Genomic DNA, 17,303 nt, shown 5'->3' with positions numbered 1-17,303 from the left:
GCGAGCACCGGAAGCGCAGAAAACGCCACCAGATGACCGCCGGAGTGAATTTCCAGACAGTCTCTACACCATGCCGAGTGCGGCCTTATACAGATCGAGGATGGTTTCCTCTTCCTGCCGCTCGGCCTGGTCCTTCTTGCGCAGCCGGATGATCGTGCGCATCGCCTTAGTGTCGAACCCAGTGCCCTTGGCCTCGGCGAACACTTCCTTGATATCGTCGGAAATGGTTTTCTTCTCTTCCTCGAGCCGCTCTATGCGCTCGATGAAGGCACGCAGCTGGCCGGCGGCAACAGTCTGGCTGGTATCGGTGATATCGTCGGCCATATTTTTCTCCAAAAGCATCGGCTCCGCGACTCGCGGACGACTGCGGCAAAATTTGAGCCGGTTCGATGCCCGACCGGCGGCGACGGGTCAAGCCGTTATCGACCAAGCCACGCTGGCTGCCGCCAGAAGCCGACAACCAGTCCGTTTTGCGAACTCTAATTGAAAGCGATCAGCAGATCCTTGGCATCGATCTGGTCGCCTGCCTTGACCAGCACCTCGGCGACCGTACCGTCGCGCTCGGCATGCAGCGCCGTCTCCATCTTCATCGCTTCGATGGAAAGCAGCACGTCACCGGCCTTCACAGCCTGGCCGGCAGCCACCGAAAGCGCCGAGACGACGCCCGGCATCGGTGCGCCGACATGCGCCTCGTTGCCGGGTTCGGCCTTGCGGCGGGCCTTGGCGGCGGACGCGCCATGCGCCCGGTCGGGCACCTTGACACGACGCGGCTGGCCGTTGAGCTCGAAGAACACGGTGACCATGCCCTTTTCGTCGACATCGCCGATGGCAAGGCATCGGACCACCAGCGTCTTGCCTTTCTCGATGTCGACGAAGATCTCGTCTTCCGGCTTCATGCCGTAGAAATAGGTCGGCGTCGGCAGGACGCTGACCGGCCCATAGGTTTCCTGCGCTCCGGCGAAATCCGTAAACACCTTTGGATACATCAGCCACGAGGCGAATTCGAACTCCGACAGCTTGCGCTCGAGCTTCTCCTCGATTTCCTTGCGGTTGGCCTTTAGGTCGGCTGGCTTGAGCAGTGAGCCGGGCCGCACCGTGATCGGCTTGTCGCCCTTCAGCGCCTTCCCCTGCAGCGCCGCCGGCCACCCGCCTGGCGACTGGCCAAGGTCGCCGCGCAGCATCGAGACCACCGAATCCGGGAATGCGATATCCTTGTCCGGGTTTTCGACATCGGCAACGGTGAGATCCTGGCTGACCATCATCAATGCCATGTCGCCGACGACCTTGGAGGACGGCGTCACCTTGACGATGTCGCCGAACATCAGATTGACGTCGTGATAGGTCTGCGCCACCTCGTGCCAGCGCGTCTCCAGTCCGAGCGAGCGCGCCTGTTCCTTCAAATTGGTGAACTGCCCGCCCGGCATCTCGTGCAGATAGACTTCCGAAGCCGGCCCCTTGAGGTCGCTTTCAAAGGCGGCGTACTGGTTGCGCACCGCTTCCCAGTAGAACGAGATTTTCCTGATCCATTGCGGGTCGAGACCGGGGTCGCGTTCGGTGCCCTTCAGCGCCTCGACGAGCGAGCCAAGGCATGGCTGCGAGGTGTTGCCGGAGAAAGCATCCATCGCCGCGTCTATGGCGTCGACGCCGCTTTCCACCGCCGCCAGCACCGTCGCCGCCGACAGGCCCGACGTGTCGTGGGTGTGGAAATGGATCGGCAGGTCGGTCGCCTCGCGCAGCGCCTTGAACAGCACGCGTGCCGCCGCCGGCTTCAGCAGTCCGGCCATGTCCTTGACGGCAATGATGTGGGCGCCGGCCGCCTGCAATTCCCTGGCCAGGCCGACATAGTATTTGAGGTCGTATTTCGCCCGCGCCGGATCGAGGATGTCGCCGGTGTAGCAGATCGCCGCTTCGATCAGCTTACCCTCGGCGCCGACCGCATCCATGGCGACGCGCATATTGTCGACCCAGTTCAGGCAATCGAAGACCCGGAACAGGTCGATGCCACCGCTTGCTGCCTGCTTGACGAAATGCTGCACGACATTGTCGGGATAGTTGGTGTAGCCGACGCCATTGGCGCCGCGCAGCAGCATCTGCAACAGCAGATTGGGCGCCGCCTCGCGCACCAGCGACAGCCGCTCCCACGGATCCTCGGTGAGGAAGCGCATGGCGACATCGAAGGTGGCGCCGCCCCAGCATTCCAGCGATAGAAGCTGCGGCAAGGCACGCGCATAGGTACCGGCGATGCCGGCAATGTCATGCGTTCGCACACGCGTGGCGAGCAACGACTGGTGGCCATCGCGCATCGTCGTGTCCGTGACCAGCACTTGCCTCTGATCGCGCATCCAGGCGGCGAACTTCTCCGGCCCGAGCACATCCAGCTTCTGCTTGCTGCCGCCGGGCACATTGCCGTTGAGGTAAGGCACCACGGGTGCGGCCGCATCGGCCTTCGGCTGCGGCCGGCCGCGCGTCTCGGGATGGCCGTTGACGCTGACGTCGGCGAGATAGTTGATGAGCTTGGTGGCGCGGTCCTGGCGCTTGACCTGCTGGAACAGTTCCGGCGTCGTGTCGATGAACTTGGTCGTGTAGGAATTGTCGGCGAAGCTCGGGTGGTTGATGATCGCTTCGAGGAAGGTCAGATTGGTGGCGACGCCGCGGATGCGGAACTCGCGCAGCGCCCGGTTCATGCGGGCGATCGTCTCGGCCGGCGTCGGCGCCCACGCCGTCACCTTCTCCAGCAGCGGATCGTAGAAGCGGGTGATGACAGCGCCCGAATAGGCGGTGCCGCCATCGAGGCGGATGCCGAAGCCTGTTGCGCCGCGATAGGCGGTAATGCGTCCGTAATCGGGGATGAAATTGTGCTCGGGGTCTTCCGTGGTGATGCGGCACTGCAGCGCGTGGCCGTTCAGCCTTATGTCCTTCTGCGCCGGCACGCCTGATTCCGGTGTGCCGATGGCAAAGCCGTCGAGGATATGGATCTGCGCCTTGACGATATCGATGCCGGTCACCTGCTCGGTGACGGTGTGCTCGACCTGGATGCGCGGGTTGACCTCGATGAAATAGAATTTGCCGGTGTCGGCATCCTGCAGGAACTCGACCGTGCCGGCGCCGATATAACTGGTCTCGCGGGCGATCTTCAGCGCATGGCCGCAAAGCTCCTCGCGCTGCGACATTTCGAGATAGGGCGCCGGCGCCCGCTCGACGACCTTCTGGTTGCGGCGCTGGATCGAACAGTCGCGCTCGAACAGGTGCACCGCATTGCCATGGGTGTCGCCCAGCACCTGCACCTCGACATGGCGCGCGCGTTCGATCAGCTTTTCGAGATAGACCTCGTCCTTGCCGAAGGCGGCTTTCGCCTCACGCTTGCCTTCGGTGACTTCACGGGCAAGGTCGGCTTCGGCGCGGATGGCGCGCATGCCGCGGCCGCCGCCACCCCATGATGCCTTCAGCATCACGGGATAGCCGATTCCCTTGGCCAGTTTCTTGACCGCCTCCATGTCATCCGGCAACGGATCGGTGGCGGGGATCACCGGCACCCCGACCTCGATGGCGAGATTGCGCGCCGCGACCTTGTTGCCGAGCCGCCGCATTGTGTCCGGCTTCGGCCCGATGAAGGTAATGCCGGCTTCGGCACAGGCGTCGGCGAATTCGGGACTTTCCGACAACAATCCGTAGCCGGGATGGATAGCATCGGCACCCGACAGCCTGGCGACGCGGATCACCTCCTCGATCGACAGATAGCTTTCGATCGGCCCCATGTCCCGGGTCAGATGCGGTCCGCGCCCGACCTGGTAGCTCTCGTCGGCCTTGAAGCGATGCAGGGAGTATTTGTCTTCTTCGGCCCAGATCGCCACGGTTTTAAGGCCGAGTTCGTTGGCCGCGCGAAAGACGCGAATGGCGATTTCGGACCGGTTGGCGACGAGGATCTTCGTGATGGCCAAGGACTGGGCTCCAGCAACGGAAGGAAGAGAAATCGGCGCAATGATTAGCGTGAAAATGCTGCAGTGCAAACAAATTTGACGCGCATTTAAACCGATTGAAATGGAATCATTGCGCCAGAGGCCTTCGCATTCATCCAAACAGCCAGAAAAAGCGCCGGCTCTGCCGTGACGCGCGATCATTCCCGGCTAAGGGACCCGGCTCCATCGGCCGCCCCTGATGGCAAAAGAAAATGCCCGGCGCGAGGCGCCGGGCATCCGTAAACGGTTGGAGACTGACGAGTCTTACATCTTCTGGATGTAGGTGTACTTGCCGTCGTCGCCCTTCTTCCATTCGTACATCACGTAGCCGGGCAGCGTGGGGTCGCCCTTGGCGTCATAGGACAGATCGCCGAGCACGGTCTTGAACGGGCCGTTTTCATGCAGCGCCTTGGCAACTGCCTGCGGATCGTTCGACTTGGCAGCGGTCGCTGCCTCGGCGATAGCCTGCACGGCGGCGTAGGAGTAGAGCGTGTAGGCTTCCGGTTCGAAACCCTGCGCGCGGAACTTCTCGACGAGTTCCTTGTTGGCGGGGATCAGGCGCGGATCCGGGCCGAACGTGTTGAGCGTGCCCGCAACCGCGTCACCCGCGATCGAAGCCAGTTCGTTCGACACGATGCCGTCGCCGGAGACCAGCGTCGCCTTGAGGCCCTGGTCGGCCGCCTGGCGGATGATCAGGCCGGCTTCGGTGTGCAGGCCGCCCCAATAGATGATCGAAACGCCGGCTTCCTTCATCTTGGCGATCAGCGCCGAGAAGTCCTTGTCGCCGACATTGATGCCTTCATACATGACTTCCGTCAGGCCCTTGGCATTCATTGCCTTCTTGGTTTCGTCGGCAAGGCCCTGGCCGTAGGTGGTCTTGTCGTGCACGACGGCGATCTTGGCGTCCTTGAAGTTCGCGGCGAGATAAGCGCCGGCAATGCTGCCCTGCTGGTCATCGCGTCCGCAGGTGCGGAACACGTTCCACAGACCGCGCTCGGTAAACTGCGGGTTGGTAGCGGCCGGCGTCACTTCGACGATGCCGTTTTCCGCATAGACTTCCGATGCCGGGATCGAGACGCCCGAGTTGAAGTGGCCGACCACGAACTTGACACCGTCGCCGACGAACTTGTTGGCGACCGAGATACCCTGCTTCGGATCGGAAACGTCGTCGCCGACCTCAAGCTTGATCTGCTCGCCATTGATGCCGCCCTTGGCATTGATGTCGGCGACAGCAGCTTCCGCGCCCTTCTGAAGCTGCGCGCCGAAGGCGGCGTTCGGACCGGTGATCGGACCTGCGACGCCGAACATGACGTCAGCCCACGCGTTGCCGCCGAACGCGACCAGCGCGGTCAGGGCGACGGCGGACAAAAGTGACTTTTTCATTTAAAACGCTCCCATTAACGGAGTGGGCGTGGATGAAGCTTTCATGCGATGCCCACCCTTATCGCAGAAAGCATAGTTTGCCGATTTTCAGGCACTTGTCACGCCGATTCAATTTCGAGGCGGCGTTAATGATGAACGTCAACCTTTCGGTTTCCAGCTCAAGAGTGAAGCTCTTTCGTAGAGCCAATTATACTGTGTCACCATCTGGTTGGTGCGCGTGTATTGATAGCCGACGAAGCCGAGGATCATCAGCACGATGGTGTCGACGACATAATAGTGCAGCGAGAACATGGTGCCGCCGAACAGCGCGTGATGGATGAAGCGGATCGCGATGCCGAGGCCCAGCATATAGGCGAACAGCTGGATGAAGCTGCGCCACGTCTGAGCACTGGCCTTGCCCGTCATCCACGCCGCCCAGCCGCCGAGCAGACAGGTGACGAAGAAGAACTGCCAGATCGAGGGTTCCTCGTAAAGAATGCCCTGCATGGTGAAGTCTCCTTAGCATGATCCCGAAAAGTTGCGGACTTTCCGGACAAGATCATGCGACAAACAAACAATCTGGAGCGGAATGGCGAATGCACGCATTCCGCTCCGAACTCAGTGGTGTCCGCCTTCGAGATAGGCGGCGCGCACTTCCGGATTGGCGAGCAGCTCCTTGCCGGTGCCGCTCATCGTCACATTGCCGTTGACCATGACGTAGCCGCGCGTGGCGAGCTTGAGCGCGCCGAAGGCGTTCTGCTCGACCAGGAACACGGTCAGCCCCTGGGTGCGGTTCAGTTCGCGGATGGCGTCGAAGATCTGCTTGACGATCAGCGGCGCGAGACCCAGCGACGGCTCGTCGAGCAAAAGCAGCTTCGGTCGTGCCATCAGCGCGCGTCCGATCGACAGCATCTGCTGCTCACCGCCCGACAGCGTGCCGCCGCGCTGGGTGATGCGCTCTTTCAAACGCGGGAACAGCGTGAACACCTTCTCGACGTCCTCGTCATAATGCTTGAGGTTGTCGAGGCTGGCGCCCATCTGCAGGTTTTCCATCACCGTCATGCGCGGAAAGATCCGCCGGCCCTCGGGCGACTGGGCAATGCGCATGCGCGCGATCTCGTGCGTCGGCATCTGGGTTATGTCGGTGCCGGCAAAGGTGATGGTGCCGGCGCGAGCCCGCGGCGCGCCGAAAATGGTCATCATCAGCGTCGACTTGCCGGCGCCATTGGCACCGATCAGCGCCACGATCTCACCTTCCTTCACAGTGACATCGACGCCGTTCAAGGCTCGGATGTTGCCGTAGTAAGTCTGCACGCCCTTGATATCGAGCAGCGTTGTCGCGGCCATCACTTGCCCCCTCCACGCTTGCCCGCCGCGGTCTTGCTCGCGGTCTTTCCGGAGGCTGCCTTTGCAGTCTTTGCGGAAGCATGGCTTGTCGCCACCTTGCCCGCGTCGACGCGGCGCGAGAATTCCGTGTCCTTGCCCTGGCCGAGCAGCCTGGCCTGTTTGACCCATTCCTCGCGCGCGATACGTCCGTCAAAGGCGAGATAGGCTTCGGCGGCCTCGACGTCGGCCTTTTTCCAGGCGCCGATCTGGTCGAAGTGGAAGATGCCGTGATCGTTGAGCTTTTTCTCGTTGACCGTACCGATGCCCTTGATGCGGGTCAAATTGTCGGCCTTGCCGCCGCGAGGCGCCGCCAGCCGGTTGGAGATCTCTCCAGCCTTCGCCGTGGCCTTGACTGCCGGCTTGGCCGACGCGGTCGACTTCGCCGCCGTGCCGGTTGCCGCCTTTGACGCCGCTTTCGGAGCAGGCTTTGCCTTCGCCGCCGGCACGGCTGCCAGCGAGGCTGCCTTGTTTGCCGCGGCGAGCGACCTGGCGTCGACCTGACCGGCCTTTGACGCTCCCTTGGCCACCGTAACCCGCTCGCCCGAACTATGGCCGACAGTGTCGGTCACCGGCCCGGCGAGATAGGACGACGATGTTCCCGGACCATGCGCGGCATCCGGCCCTGTATCGAGCTGTTCGATGACATCTTCGTCGCCGACTTCGGTGAGGACCGCCTCGACTTCCTCGTCGTCGACGCCGAGATAGGCGGCGATGACGCGCGGATCTGTGCGTACCGACTGCGGACTGCCGTCGGAAATCTTGCGGCCGTACTCCAGCACCACGACATGGTCGGATATCTGCATGACCACCGACATGTCGTGCTCGATCAACAGGATCGAGGTGCCGGATGTGTTCTTGATGTCGATCAGCAGCTCGTTGAGCGCCGCCGATTCCTTCGGATTGAGGCCGGCCGCCGGTTCGTCGAGGCACAGAAGCTCGGGTCCCGTGCACATGGCGCGAGCGATTTCGAGACGGCGCTGCGCGCCATAGGGCAGGTCGCCGGCCGGGTCGTCGGCACGGTCGACAAGATCGGCCTTTTCCAGCCAATGCTTGGCGAGTTCCACCGATTCGGCCGAGGCCTTGCGATAGCCGCTGAAGCCGAACAGGCCAAGCACCGTGTAGCCCGATGCCTTCATCAGTTTGTTGTGCTGGGCGACCAGCAGGTTCTCCAGCAGGGTCATGCCGGAGAACAGGCGGATGTTCTGGAAGGTGCGCGCCACCTTGGCGCGCGCCGGGATCTCATGGTTGGGCAGCCGCTCGAGCAGGAAGGTCGAACCATCGTTCCGGTTGAGCGTGATCATGCCTTCCGAGGGCTTGTAAAAGCCGGTGATGCAGTTGAACACCGTGGTCTTGCCGGCGCCGTTGGGGCCGATCAGCGCGGTGATCTCGCCGCGCTTGGCGGCGAAAGACAGATCGCCGATGGCCACCAGGCCGCCGAACTTCATCGACAGATGATCGACCTGCAGGATAGCGTCGTTCACGCCGGAATTGGCCTTCTGAACAGGGTTCGCATTCATCAGCCGTGTCCTTCCTTGGTGAAGGAGCTTGAGACAGCCTTTCGCTCCTTGAGGAAGGCGGTTGGTTCACGACTGCCGACGAAGCCGCGCGGCTTCCACAGCATGACGATGACCATGGCCATGCCGAACAGAAGCATGCGGTAGAGTTCCGGTGTGAAGTCCGGTCCGAAGACCTGCTTGAGGAAGTCGAGTTCGCGCAACGCCTCGGTACCGCCGATCATCACCATTGCGGCGACCGCGATGCCGACCAGCGAGCCCATGCCACCGAGAACGACGATGGCCAGGATGATGGCCGATTCCAGGAAGACGAAGGATTCCGGGCTGACGAAGCCCTGCCGTGCGGCGAAGAACGCGCCGGCGAAGCCGCCGAACATCGCACCCGTGGCAAAGGCTGTAAGCTTCGTAGTGGTGGTGTTGATGCCGAGCGAACGGCAGGCGATCTCGTCCTCCCGCAACGCTTCCCAGGCACGGCCGACCGGCATGCGCCGCAGCCGGATGGTAACGAAGGCTGTCAGCAGCGCCAGCGCCAGGATCAGGTAATAGAGGAAGATCTTGTAGTAGGCGCTCGATGTCGCGAGATGCAGCACCTTGGCGATGTAATTGGGGTCCGACACGTTGAAGGTCATCAGGCCGAAGAAGGTGACCTTCGGAATGCCGGAAATACCGGCCGAACCGTTGGTGACCTCACGCCAGTTGATCAGGACCAGGCGGATGATCTCACCGAAAGCCAAGGTGACGATCGCCAGATAGTCGCCACGCAGGCGCAGCACCGGAAAACCGAGCAGCACGCCCCAGAAGGCGGCCATGGCGCCGGCGGCCGGCAAAAGGATCCAGAACGACAGGCCGTATTGCGTGCCGAGCAGCGCATAGGCATAGGCGCCGACCGCGTAGAAAGCGACATAACCGAGGTCGAGCAGGCCGGCGAGGCCGACGACAATGTTCAGGCCCCAGGCCAGCATCACATAGATCAGGATCTGGATGCCGAAATTGTCGACCCATTTCAGCGAACCTTGCAGACCGCCGACGAACGACCAGGACATCAGCGACAGGATCGCCACTACCAGGATCGGATAGAGGATCAGCGCGGCAATGCCGAGTTTGGTGAAGTTAGCATGGATGAAGCCCCGGAAATAATAGATCACGCAGGCCAGCACATAGATGACTGCCAGGGCGCGCAGGAACTGCAGATAGCCCGCCGGCTCGGCTCCCACCCATCCGACGAGAGAGCTGTTGACCGCAAACAACACCACCGCCGCGACCAAGGCCACGATGAAGGCCGGCAACTGGAAGAAGCGTGACGCCACGCTGGCCGGCAGCAGGCCGGTGGCGACGTCGGTGATCTTCTGGTTGGCGAGGAAGGGCTGGCCATAAGCGACATAGAGGAAGCGCCCGACAGCCGTGGCGATCACCACGGCGGCAAGCAGGCCCCAGCGTGTCGTCAGGACCAGTTCATTGGAAATGTTCTGGCCGGTCTTCAGGCCGATGAACAGCACGAACAGGCCGAACGATATGGCAGCGGCATAAAGTGCCTCGCGCAACGCGCGCTGCATGGGGGTGGCGACGGTGTCGCGCTCCGGAGATACGGTGACGGCCATAGTCTCAGACCTTTTCGACTTCTGGCCGGCCCAATATGCCGGAAGGCAGGAAGATCAGCACGATGGCCAGGATCGAGAACGCCGCGACGTCCTTGTAGTCGATCGAGAAATAGGCCGACCACATGCTCTCGATGAAGCCGATCATCAGCCCGCCGACCACCGCCCCAGGCAGCGAACCAATGCCGCCCAGCACCGCCGCCGTGAAGGCCTTCACGCCCGGCGTGAAGCCATCCGAGAAGGCAATGACGCCGTAATACATCAGGAACAAAGTGCCGGCGACCGCGGCGAGGGCCGCACCCATGATGAAGGTGATCGAGATGGTACGGTCGACATCGATGCCGAGCAGCGCCGCCATCTTGCGGTCCTGCTCACAGGCCCGTTGCGCTCGCCCGAGCGAGGTCTTGTTGACCAGATACCAGAACAGCGCCAGCAGCAGCGCCGTGACGACGACGATGATGATCTGCTTCAGCGACACGCTGATGCCGTTGATGTTGTAAACCTGGCTGACCATCGGCGGGATCGGCTTGTTGCGTGGACCCTGCGTCACCTGGACGAAGTTCGACAGCGCGATCGACATGCCGATGGCAGTGATCAGCGGGGCCAGTCGGAACGAACCGCGCAACGGCCGGTAGGCGACCTTTTCGATCGTCCAGTTATAGAGGCTGGTGAGCAGCATCGCCACGATCATCATGATCAGCAGCGCCAGCACAACCGGCACCGAATAGAACAGCGCGCCAAGGGCGAGGAAGACGATCAGTGCCGTGAAGGCACCCACCATGAAGATGTCGCCATGGGCGAAATTGATCATGCCGATGATGCCGTAGACCATCGTGTAGCCGATCGCGATCAGCCCATAGATCGATCCCAGCGTCAGCCCGTTGATAAGCTGCTGGACAAAATACTGCATGTGTACATGGCTCCCCTGGAATGTCGCCCATGCAGACGCATTCCTTTTCGTATTTCCCCTAGTCGTAAAGTTTCGAGCCCGGATTGCAACGTCATTTTTCAATCGTCATGCGTGTTTTCGAAGCACGCTGTCCGATTGCCCGTTTTCCATCATCCAGCCCCTGGCCTATCGCGGACCCTACCATTGGCATAACGCAATGTCTTTGACGATTCGACCGCATCATGCGCTCCGTTTCGAAGAAATCGCCGTCAAAATTAGGTGATGAAAGGAATCCTTGCGTTTTTGGCACGATCCATTTTTCAGGCCGTTGCTTTCCGCAAGGTCAGGAGTCCCATCACTTGACAACAAATCCGTGCGCGAAAGGGTCGCGGTCGTCGATGAAGATGGTGTTCAGTCCGGTCATCCGCGCCCAGCCGCCGATCGAGGGAATGATGGCCGGCTTGCCGGCCACGCTGACATCCTTTTCGACCTTGCCCTTGAACAGCGAACCGATGATCGATTCATGGACGAAGCTGTCGCCGGCCTTGAGTTTGCCCTTGGCATGAAGCTGCGCCATGCGCGCCGAGGTGCCGGTGCCGCAGGGCGAGCGGTCGATCGCCTTGTCGCCGTAGAACACGGCATTGCGGGCATCCGCGCCATCCACCGTCGGCGCACCGGTCCACAGCATGTGCGACAGCCGGTTGATGCCAGGGCTCTCGGGATGGACGAAGGAATATTTCTCGTTGAGCCGCTGGCGCACCACCGGGCTCCAGGCGATGAAGTCGCCCGCCGAATAATCGGCCATGTCGCGATAGTTCTTCTGTGGTTCGACGATGGCGTAGAAGTTGCCGCCATAGGCGACATCGACGGTGATTTCGCCGAGCCCAGGGCATTCGACCGTCAGCCCCTCGGCATGGAGGAAGGACGGCACATTGGTGATGCGCACCTCCTCGACATAGTCGCCGACCTGTTTGTATTCGGCGATGACAAGGCCGGCCGGCGTGTCGAGCCGAAGCACGCCCGGCGTCTTCGGCTTGATCAGTCCGTGCTCGATGGCCATCGTCACCGTACCGATGGTGCCATGACCGCACATCGGCAGGCAGCCGGAGGTTTCAATGAACAGGATGGCGATGTCGCAATCCTCGCGCGTCGGCGGATAGAGAATCGAACCGGACATCACGTCGTGGCCGCGCGGCTCGAACATCAGCCCGGTGCGTATCCAGTCATACTCGGCCAGAAAATGCGCACGCCGCTCCATCATCGTCGCGCCCTGCAGCAGCGGGCCGCCGCCAGCGACCAGCCGCACCGGATTGCCGCAGGTGTGGCCGTCTATGCAGAAGAAGGATTTCTTGGCCATGACGCTCCTCGAAAATCAAAACCCGAAAATATCAAAATCGTTGCGGACTGAAGGGGGCCAGATCGATCGGTGGAGTCTGCCCCAGGACAAGATCCCTGATCAACCGTCCGGTGGCCGCCGCCTGGGTCAGGCCGAGATGGCCATGGCCGAAGGCATAGACCACCGACCGCTTTCCCGGCGCGCCGCCGATGACTGGCACTGAATCCGGCAGCGAGGGGCGGAACCCCATCCATTCGCGCCCACCCGAGGGATCGAGCCCCGGCAAGAATTTCTGTGCCTTCCGCAGCAGCGCTTTCGACCTGGCATAATTGGGCGGCCGCTCGATGCCGCCGAGTTCAACGGCGCCACCGACACGCAGGCCCGTTTCGAGCGGCGTGACGACGAAACCATGGCCGGAGAAGATCAGCATCCGCTTCACGTCGAAGGCACTCGTCGGCAACGTGGTGTTGTAGCCGCGCTCGGTCTCCAGCGGAATGCGATCGCCGAGCTGCCGCGCCAGCAGATGCGACCATGCGCCGGCGGCGACGACGAGGTGTCGCGCCTGCCTTGTGGTGCCGTCTGCCAACGTCAGCGTCGCACCATCCTGATCCACCGCGACTTGGCTGATTCGGGCCAGCTCAAAGCGGGCGCCCTTGGCCTGCGCATATGCCCACACCGCCTTGCCCAGCAGTTTCGGGTCGGCGACCGTCTTCCATCCCGGCACGAACGTGCCTTTGATGAAGCGCGGCGACAGCCCCGGCTGCAAGGCGGCCAGTTCCTCGCCCTCGACATGGCGGAAACCGATGCCGAAACGCTCACGCGCCGCCCAGCCGGGCAGCCCGGCCTGAAATTCGGCTTCGCTTTCATAGAGCTCGAGCGAGCCATCTTCGCGCAGCATCGACCGCGTGCCGGAGCGATCGAGCAGGCCCATCCACTCCGCTTCGGCGAGCTTCATCATGCCCGCCTGAGCGGCAAGGCTCGCCTCGTATTTCCCGGGCGCCCCGGCGCGCCAGAAGCGGATTAGCCAGGGCAGAAGCCTCGGCAGATGGGCGGGCGGAATGCTGAGCGGGCCAAGCGGATCGGCCAGCCATTTCGGCAGCTGCCGGATCATGCCCTTGTGGGCCAGCGGCAGCACGTCGGAGAAGGCGAAGGCGGCGGCATTGCCGGAGCTCGTCTCCTCGCAAATGCCGGTGCGGTCGAAGACGGTGGCCCTGCGTCCGGCCTCGGCGAGAGACGCAGCGGCACAGATGCCGATGATGCCGCCACCGATGATGGCGATGTCGATTGGAACATCGCTATTCATCTTTGTACGTCACCCCTGCATGCATGTCCCAGTCTCCGCCCCGCTCGCTTCATACCAGCTCAGAACTGCGGCAGTGTCGGCCGCACGGCGAGCGCATCCTTGACGATCTTCTCGACAGCCTTGCGGCGCTCTCCAGACAGCGGCTGGCGCGGCATGCGAACGCGGTCATTTGTGTTGATCGCGAACACTTCGGCAAGCTTGATGTTTTGGACCAGGTAAGTCGAGACATCGAGATCGAGCAGCGGCCGGAACCAGCGGTAGATGGCGAGCGCCTCCTCGCGGCGGCCCTGCTTCATCAGCTGGAATATGGCGACGGTCTCGCGCGGGAAGGCTGTGACCAGTCCCGCGACCCAGCCGATGGCGCCGACCGACAGCGCCTCGAAGGCCAGATTGTCGACGCCAGTGAACAGGTCGTAGCGAGTGCCCAGGCGATTGATGATCTCGGTCGAACGACGGATGTCGTCGGAGGATTCCTTGATCGCGACAAAGCGCTTGTCCGACGCCAGCTCCTCCATCTGGTCGACGGTGACGTCGACGCGGTAGGCAAGCCGGTTGGAGTAGATCATGACCGGCAGGTCGCCCGCCTCGGCGACCGCACGAAGCGCTGCAACCGTCTCTTCCGCATTGGTGTGGTAGATCGGGCTCGGCACGACCATGAGGCCATTGGCGCCTTCCCGGCTCGCGCGCTTGGCGATGCTGGCCGCCTCGCGTGTGCCGGCCTCGTTGACGGTCAGCAGCACCGGCTTCTTGCCGGCGACCTTCTGTGCGGTCTTCAGCACCTCGATCTTCTCGTCGGGCGACAGCATCGGCCCCTCGCCGAGCGATCCGCAGACGATGATGCCGTCGCAGCCGGCCTCCATCTGCAGGCTGAAGCAGCGCTCCATCTCGGCATGATCGAGACGATCATCCGCGGTGAATTTGGTCGTGACGGCAGGAAAAACTCCGGTCCACATGATCATCTCTCCATCTGATATATCAGTGGTATATCTATTAACAAACCCGCTGTCAATGCGGATTCCGTTATGATATATTCAAGATATATCAGGAGAGCGCATTTGATATCCACGGCAGCAAGCACCTCGGCGGAGCCAGCCGCGACCAGGGCCTACCATGTGCTCGAGCACATGATCGTCACGCTCGAACTGGCCCCGGCAAGCTTCGTCACCGAGGGCGCTCTGATCGACAGGCTCGGGCTTGGCAGGACACCAGTGCGCGAGGCGATCCAGCGGTTGGCCTGGGAAGGGCTGCTTGACATCAGGCCGCGCGCCGGGATCGCCATCGCCCCGCTCCATGCCGGCGACTGGCTGCGCGTCCTCGATGCACGTCGCGGCGTCGAGGTGGTGCTCGCCCGCTCGGCCGCCCGCTTCGTCACCCGCGAAGCCGCCGACTTGTTTCACGAAGCAGCGCTCGCCATGCAGAAAGCGGTGATCTCGGGCAATGTGCTTGCCTTCATCCAGGCCGACAAGGCACTCGACGAAGCGCTGGCGCTGGCTGCCGACAATCCCTTCGCCGCCCGTTTGGCCGCCCCCTTGCAGACCCACAGCCGCCGCTTCTGGTTCCGCTACAAGGCCGAAACCGGTCTTGCCGAATCCGCCGAGCACCATGTAGCGCTGATCCGCTCGATCCTTGCGGGCGACGAAGAGGCCGCGGCCAAGGACGCCAAACGCCTGATGGCGCTGTTGCGCGGCCACGCCGAGACGGCCGCCACGCGCTGAACGTCCTTTTATATCCGGTGCGCTCTCGTCGTTGGCGCTTCCTCGAAGCTCGGGTTAAGTCCCGGGCAAGGCAGCCGCCGCCATCAACGGACCGTCCCAGCCTTCGCCTGCCGTGATGACGCAGCTCTGACCATGCGTGTCGGTGGCAAGAATTGTCCAGGTGCCCTGGTCGGAGACGAATATCTCAAGAATCAGGCTCGGGTTGACCAGGCCCCGCGCCGCTTCGCTTTCGTGGAATTTTTCCCCGAGCGCTTTGATCATATCCGCACGGGCCGCGCATTGCTCTGCCATCGCCGGGGCGGCCGGAAACGCGGAAACCGCCGCGAAAAATAGCGTTGCGACAAGACGGGTCATCTGACACCTCCTTGCGCCAGACGATGTCCCCGAAGCTGTCGCCAGCGCCGTTGCTTGATCTGCCGTACCTCCTTGCGGCAGGACTGCAAACCAAGACGGCAGATGCTACTTGGTTCCATCACATTAGCGTTCAACGGATAGGGTCGCCACCGATTGCAAAAAAACGCCCGGGCGCGAGCGCCCGAGCGTTGAATCCAAACCAATTTGTTGTCCGGCTCAGTTCATCGTCGGGATGACGAATTCGGCACCGTCCTTGATGCCGGACGGCCAGCGCGAGGTCACCGTCTTGGTCTTGGTGTAGAAGCGGAACGCGTCCGGGCCATGCTGGTTGAGGTCGCCGAAGGAAGATGCCTTCCAGCCGCCGAAGGTGTAGTAGGCGATCGGCACCGGGATCGGCACGTTGATGCCGACCATGCCGACCTGGACACGGCTTGCAAAGTCGCGCGCAGCATCGCCGTCACGGGTGAAGATGGCGACGCCATTGCCCATCTCGTGATCGTTGGCGAGCTTGATCGCGCTCTCATAGGTCGGCGCGCGCACAACAGAGAGCACCGGCCCAAAGATCTCTTCCTTGTAGATGCGCATATCGGCGGTCACGTTGTCGAACAGGCAGCCACCCATATAGTAGCCGTCTTCATAACCCTGCATCGAGAAGCCGCGGCCGTCGACGACCAGCTTGGCGCCTTCCTTGACGCCGGTGTCAACATAGCCCTTAACGCGTTCCAATGCCTGCGCCGTCACCAGCGGGCCGAAATCGGCGGAAGAGTCCGTCGAAGGACCGACCTTCAGGCTTTCAACGCGCGGGATCAGTTTTTCCATCAGCCGGTTGGCGGTATCGTTGCCGACCGGGACGGCGACCGAGATCGCCATGCACCGCTCGCCGGCCGAGCCGTAGCCGGCGCCGATCAACGCATCGACGGTCTGGTCCATGTCGGCATCGGGCATGATGATCATGTGGTTCTTGGCGCCGCCGAAGCACTGCACGCGCTTGCCGGCGGCCGTGCCGCGCGAATAGATGTAATGGGCGATCGGCGTCGAGCCGACAAAGCCGATGGCCTTGATGTCGGGATCGTCGAGGATGGCGTCGACCACGTCCTTGTCGCCATTGACGACGTTGAGGATGCCTGCCGGCAGGCCGGCTTCGAGGAACAGTTCGGCAATGCGCATCGGCACGCCGGGATCGCGCTCCGAAGGCTTCAGGATGAAGGCGTTGCCGCAGGCGATGGCCGGCGCGATCTTCCACAGCGGGATCATTGCCGGGAAGTTGAACGGCGTGATGCCGGCGACGACGCCGAGCGGCTGGCGCATCGAATAGACGTCGATGCCGGGGCCGGCGCCGTCGGTGAATTCGCCCTTCATCATATGCGGCGCGCCGATGCAGACTTCGACCACTTCGAGGCCGCGCTGGATGTCGCCCTTGGCGTCGGCGATCGTCTTGCCATGCTCACGCGCCAGGATGTCGGCCAGTTCGTCATAGTCGCGGGCGACCAGTTCGAGAAACTTCATCAGCACGCGCACGCGGCGCTGCGGGTTGGTCGCGGCCCATTTCGGCTGCGCTGCCTTGGCATTCTCGACCGCCGCGCGCAGTTCCGCCTGCGAGGCCAGCGCCACCGTGCCGCGCACGGAGCCGTCCATCGGCTGCATGACATCCTGCTTGCGGCCGCTGGTCCCGGCGACATGCTTGCCGCCGATGAAATGACCATAGTCGATCATGATTTCTCTCCCTTGTTTGTGATGCTGCATTGTCCGCCTTTGGCCGGCGGATGGCAACGCGAGTGAGAACGCAACCGTTGTGCGGAAAGCAGATAACGAGAGGCACCTGTGCATCAATTGCCGCAAATGATAGGGTGCGCCCGTCTTTACAGGATTTCTCAAGGTTGAGCTTCGTCACAC

Annotated in this window: 14 protein-coding genes; 1 reads left to right on the top strand and 13 read right to left on the bottom strand. The window is 62.5% G+C overall.

What is annotated here, in order from left to right; translation table 11 throughout:
- Positions 1-63: 63 nt before the first annotated feature.
- From NKI99_RS15645 to NKI99_RS15595, 11 genes are all read right to left on the bottom strand, one after another.
- Entirely contained in the window at positions 64-324 is a 261-nt protein-coding gene (locus NKI99_RS15645; RefSeq protein ID WP_013529099.1) for a DUF2312 domain-containing protein, read from the bottom strand.
- 155 nt (positions 325-479) lie between these two features.
- Positions 480-3,938, bottom strand: coding sequence for a pyruvate carboxylase (pyc, locus tag NKI99_RS15640; RefSeq protein WP_352611380.1), 3,459 nt, complete (start codon positions 3,936-3,938; stop codon positions 480-482).
- A gap of 282 nt (positions 3,939-4,220) precedes the next feature.
- Positions 4,221-5,339, bottom strand: coding sequence for a branched-chain amino acid ABC transporter substrate-binding protein (locus tag NKI99_RS15635; protein ID WP_127296222.1), 1,119 nt, complete (start codon positions 5,337-5,339; stop codon positions 4,221-4,223).
- Between the two features lie 138 nt (positions 5,340-5,477).
- Positions 5,478-5,825, bottom strand: coding sequence for a DUF6867 family protein (locus NKI99_RS15630; protein WP_023811804.1), 348 nt, complete (start codon positions 5,823-5,825; stop codon positions 5,478-5,480).
- A gap of 111 nt (positions 5,826-5,936) precedes the next feature.
- Positions 5,937-6,665, bottom strand: coding sequence for an ABC transporter ATP-binding protein (locus NKI99_RS15625; protein WP_127296224.1), 729 nt, complete (start codon positions 6,663-6,665; stop codon positions 5,937-5,939).
- On the bottom strand, positions 6,665-8,221 hold the full coding sequence (locus NKI99_RS15620; RefSeq protein WP_352611379.1) for an ATP-binding cassette domain-containing protein: 1,557 nt from the start codon (positions 8,219-8,221) through the stop codon (positions 6,665-6,667). Before NKI99_RS15620 ends, NKI99_RS15625 begins: the two co-directional genes overlap by 1 nt.
- Positions 8,221-9,816 (bottom strand): high-affinity branched-chain amino acid ABC transporter permease LivM, encoded by a 1,596-nt coding sequence (gene livM, locus NKI99_RS15615; RefSeq protein WP_023811802.1) that lies wholly within the window; start codon positions 9,814-9,816, stop codon positions 8,221-8,223. The genes NKI99_RS15620 and livM overlap by 1 nt, the downstream gene beginning before the upstream one ends.
- Positions 9,817-9,820: 4 nt before the next feature.
- Positions 9,821-10,723, bottom strand: coding sequence for a branched-chain amino acid ABC transporter permease (locus NKI99_RS15610; protein ID WP_013529092.1), 903 nt, complete (start codon positions 10,721-10,723; stop codon positions 9,821-9,823).
- A gap of 334 nt (positions 10,724-11,057) precedes the next feature.
- On the bottom strand, positions 11,058-12,059 hold the full coding sequence (locus NKI99_RS15605; protein ID WP_352440984.1) for a 4-hydroxyproline epimerase: 1,002 nt from the start codon (positions 12,057-12,059) through the stop codon (positions 11,058-11,060).
- 31 nt (positions 12,060-12,090) lie between these two features.
- The gene (locus NKI99_RS15600) at positions 12,091-13,341 is read right to left on the bottom strand and encodes an NAD(P)/FAD-dependent oxidoreductase (RefSeq protein WP_352440985.1); all 1,251 of its coding nucleotides are present in this window, start codon (positions 13,339-13,341) and stop codon (positions 12,091-12,093) included.
- A 59-nt stretch (positions 13,342-13,400) separates the two neighbouring features.
- Positions 13,401-14,294 carry a dihydrodipicolinate synthase family protein gene (locus tag NKI99_RS15595; protein ID WP_023811799.1) on the bottom strand — a complete coding sequence of 298 codons (894 nt, stop codon included), beginning with the start codon at positions 14,292-14,294 and terminating at the stop codon, positions 13,401-13,403.
- A gap of 69 nt (positions 14,295-14,363) precedes the next feature.
- On the opposite strand from NKI99_RS15595, the gene NKI99_RS15590 reads away from it, so the two are divergent.
- Positions 14,364-15,056, top strand: coding sequence for a GntR family transcriptional regulator (locus tag NKI99_RS15590; protein WP_352611378.1), 693 nt, complete (start codon positions 14,364-14,366; stop codon positions 15,054-15,056).
- Between the two features lie 54 nt (positions 15,057-15,110).
- Here the strand turns inward: NKI99_RS15590 and NKI99_RS15585 are convergent, their stop codons facing one another.
- Together NKI99_RS15585 and NKI99_RS15580 are read right to left on the bottom strand one after the other, a co-directional pair.
- Positions 15,111-15,410, bottom strand: a complete 300-nt coding sequence (locus NKI99_RS15585) for a hypothetical protein (RefSeq protein ID WP_023811797.1) — start codon at positions 15,408-15,410, stop codon at positions 15,111-15,113.
- A gap of 216 nt (positions 15,411-15,626) precedes the next feature.
- Entirely contained in the window at positions 15,627-17,123 is a 1,497-nt protein-coding gene (locus NKI99_RS15580; RefSeq protein WP_023811796.1) for a CoA-acylating methylmalonate-semialdehyde dehydrogenase, read from the bottom strand.
- Positions 17,124-17,303 lie beyond the last annotated feature (180 nt).

The sequence above is a fragment of the Mesorhizobium sp. M0239 genome (genome assembly GCF_040321815.1).
Lineage (GTDB): Bacteria > Pseudomonadota > Alphaproteobacteria > Rhizobiales > Rhizobiaceae > Mesorhizobium.
The sequence above is the reverse complement of the archived record's forward strand: the minus strand, read 5'-3'. Positions and strand labels throughout refer to the sequence as shown.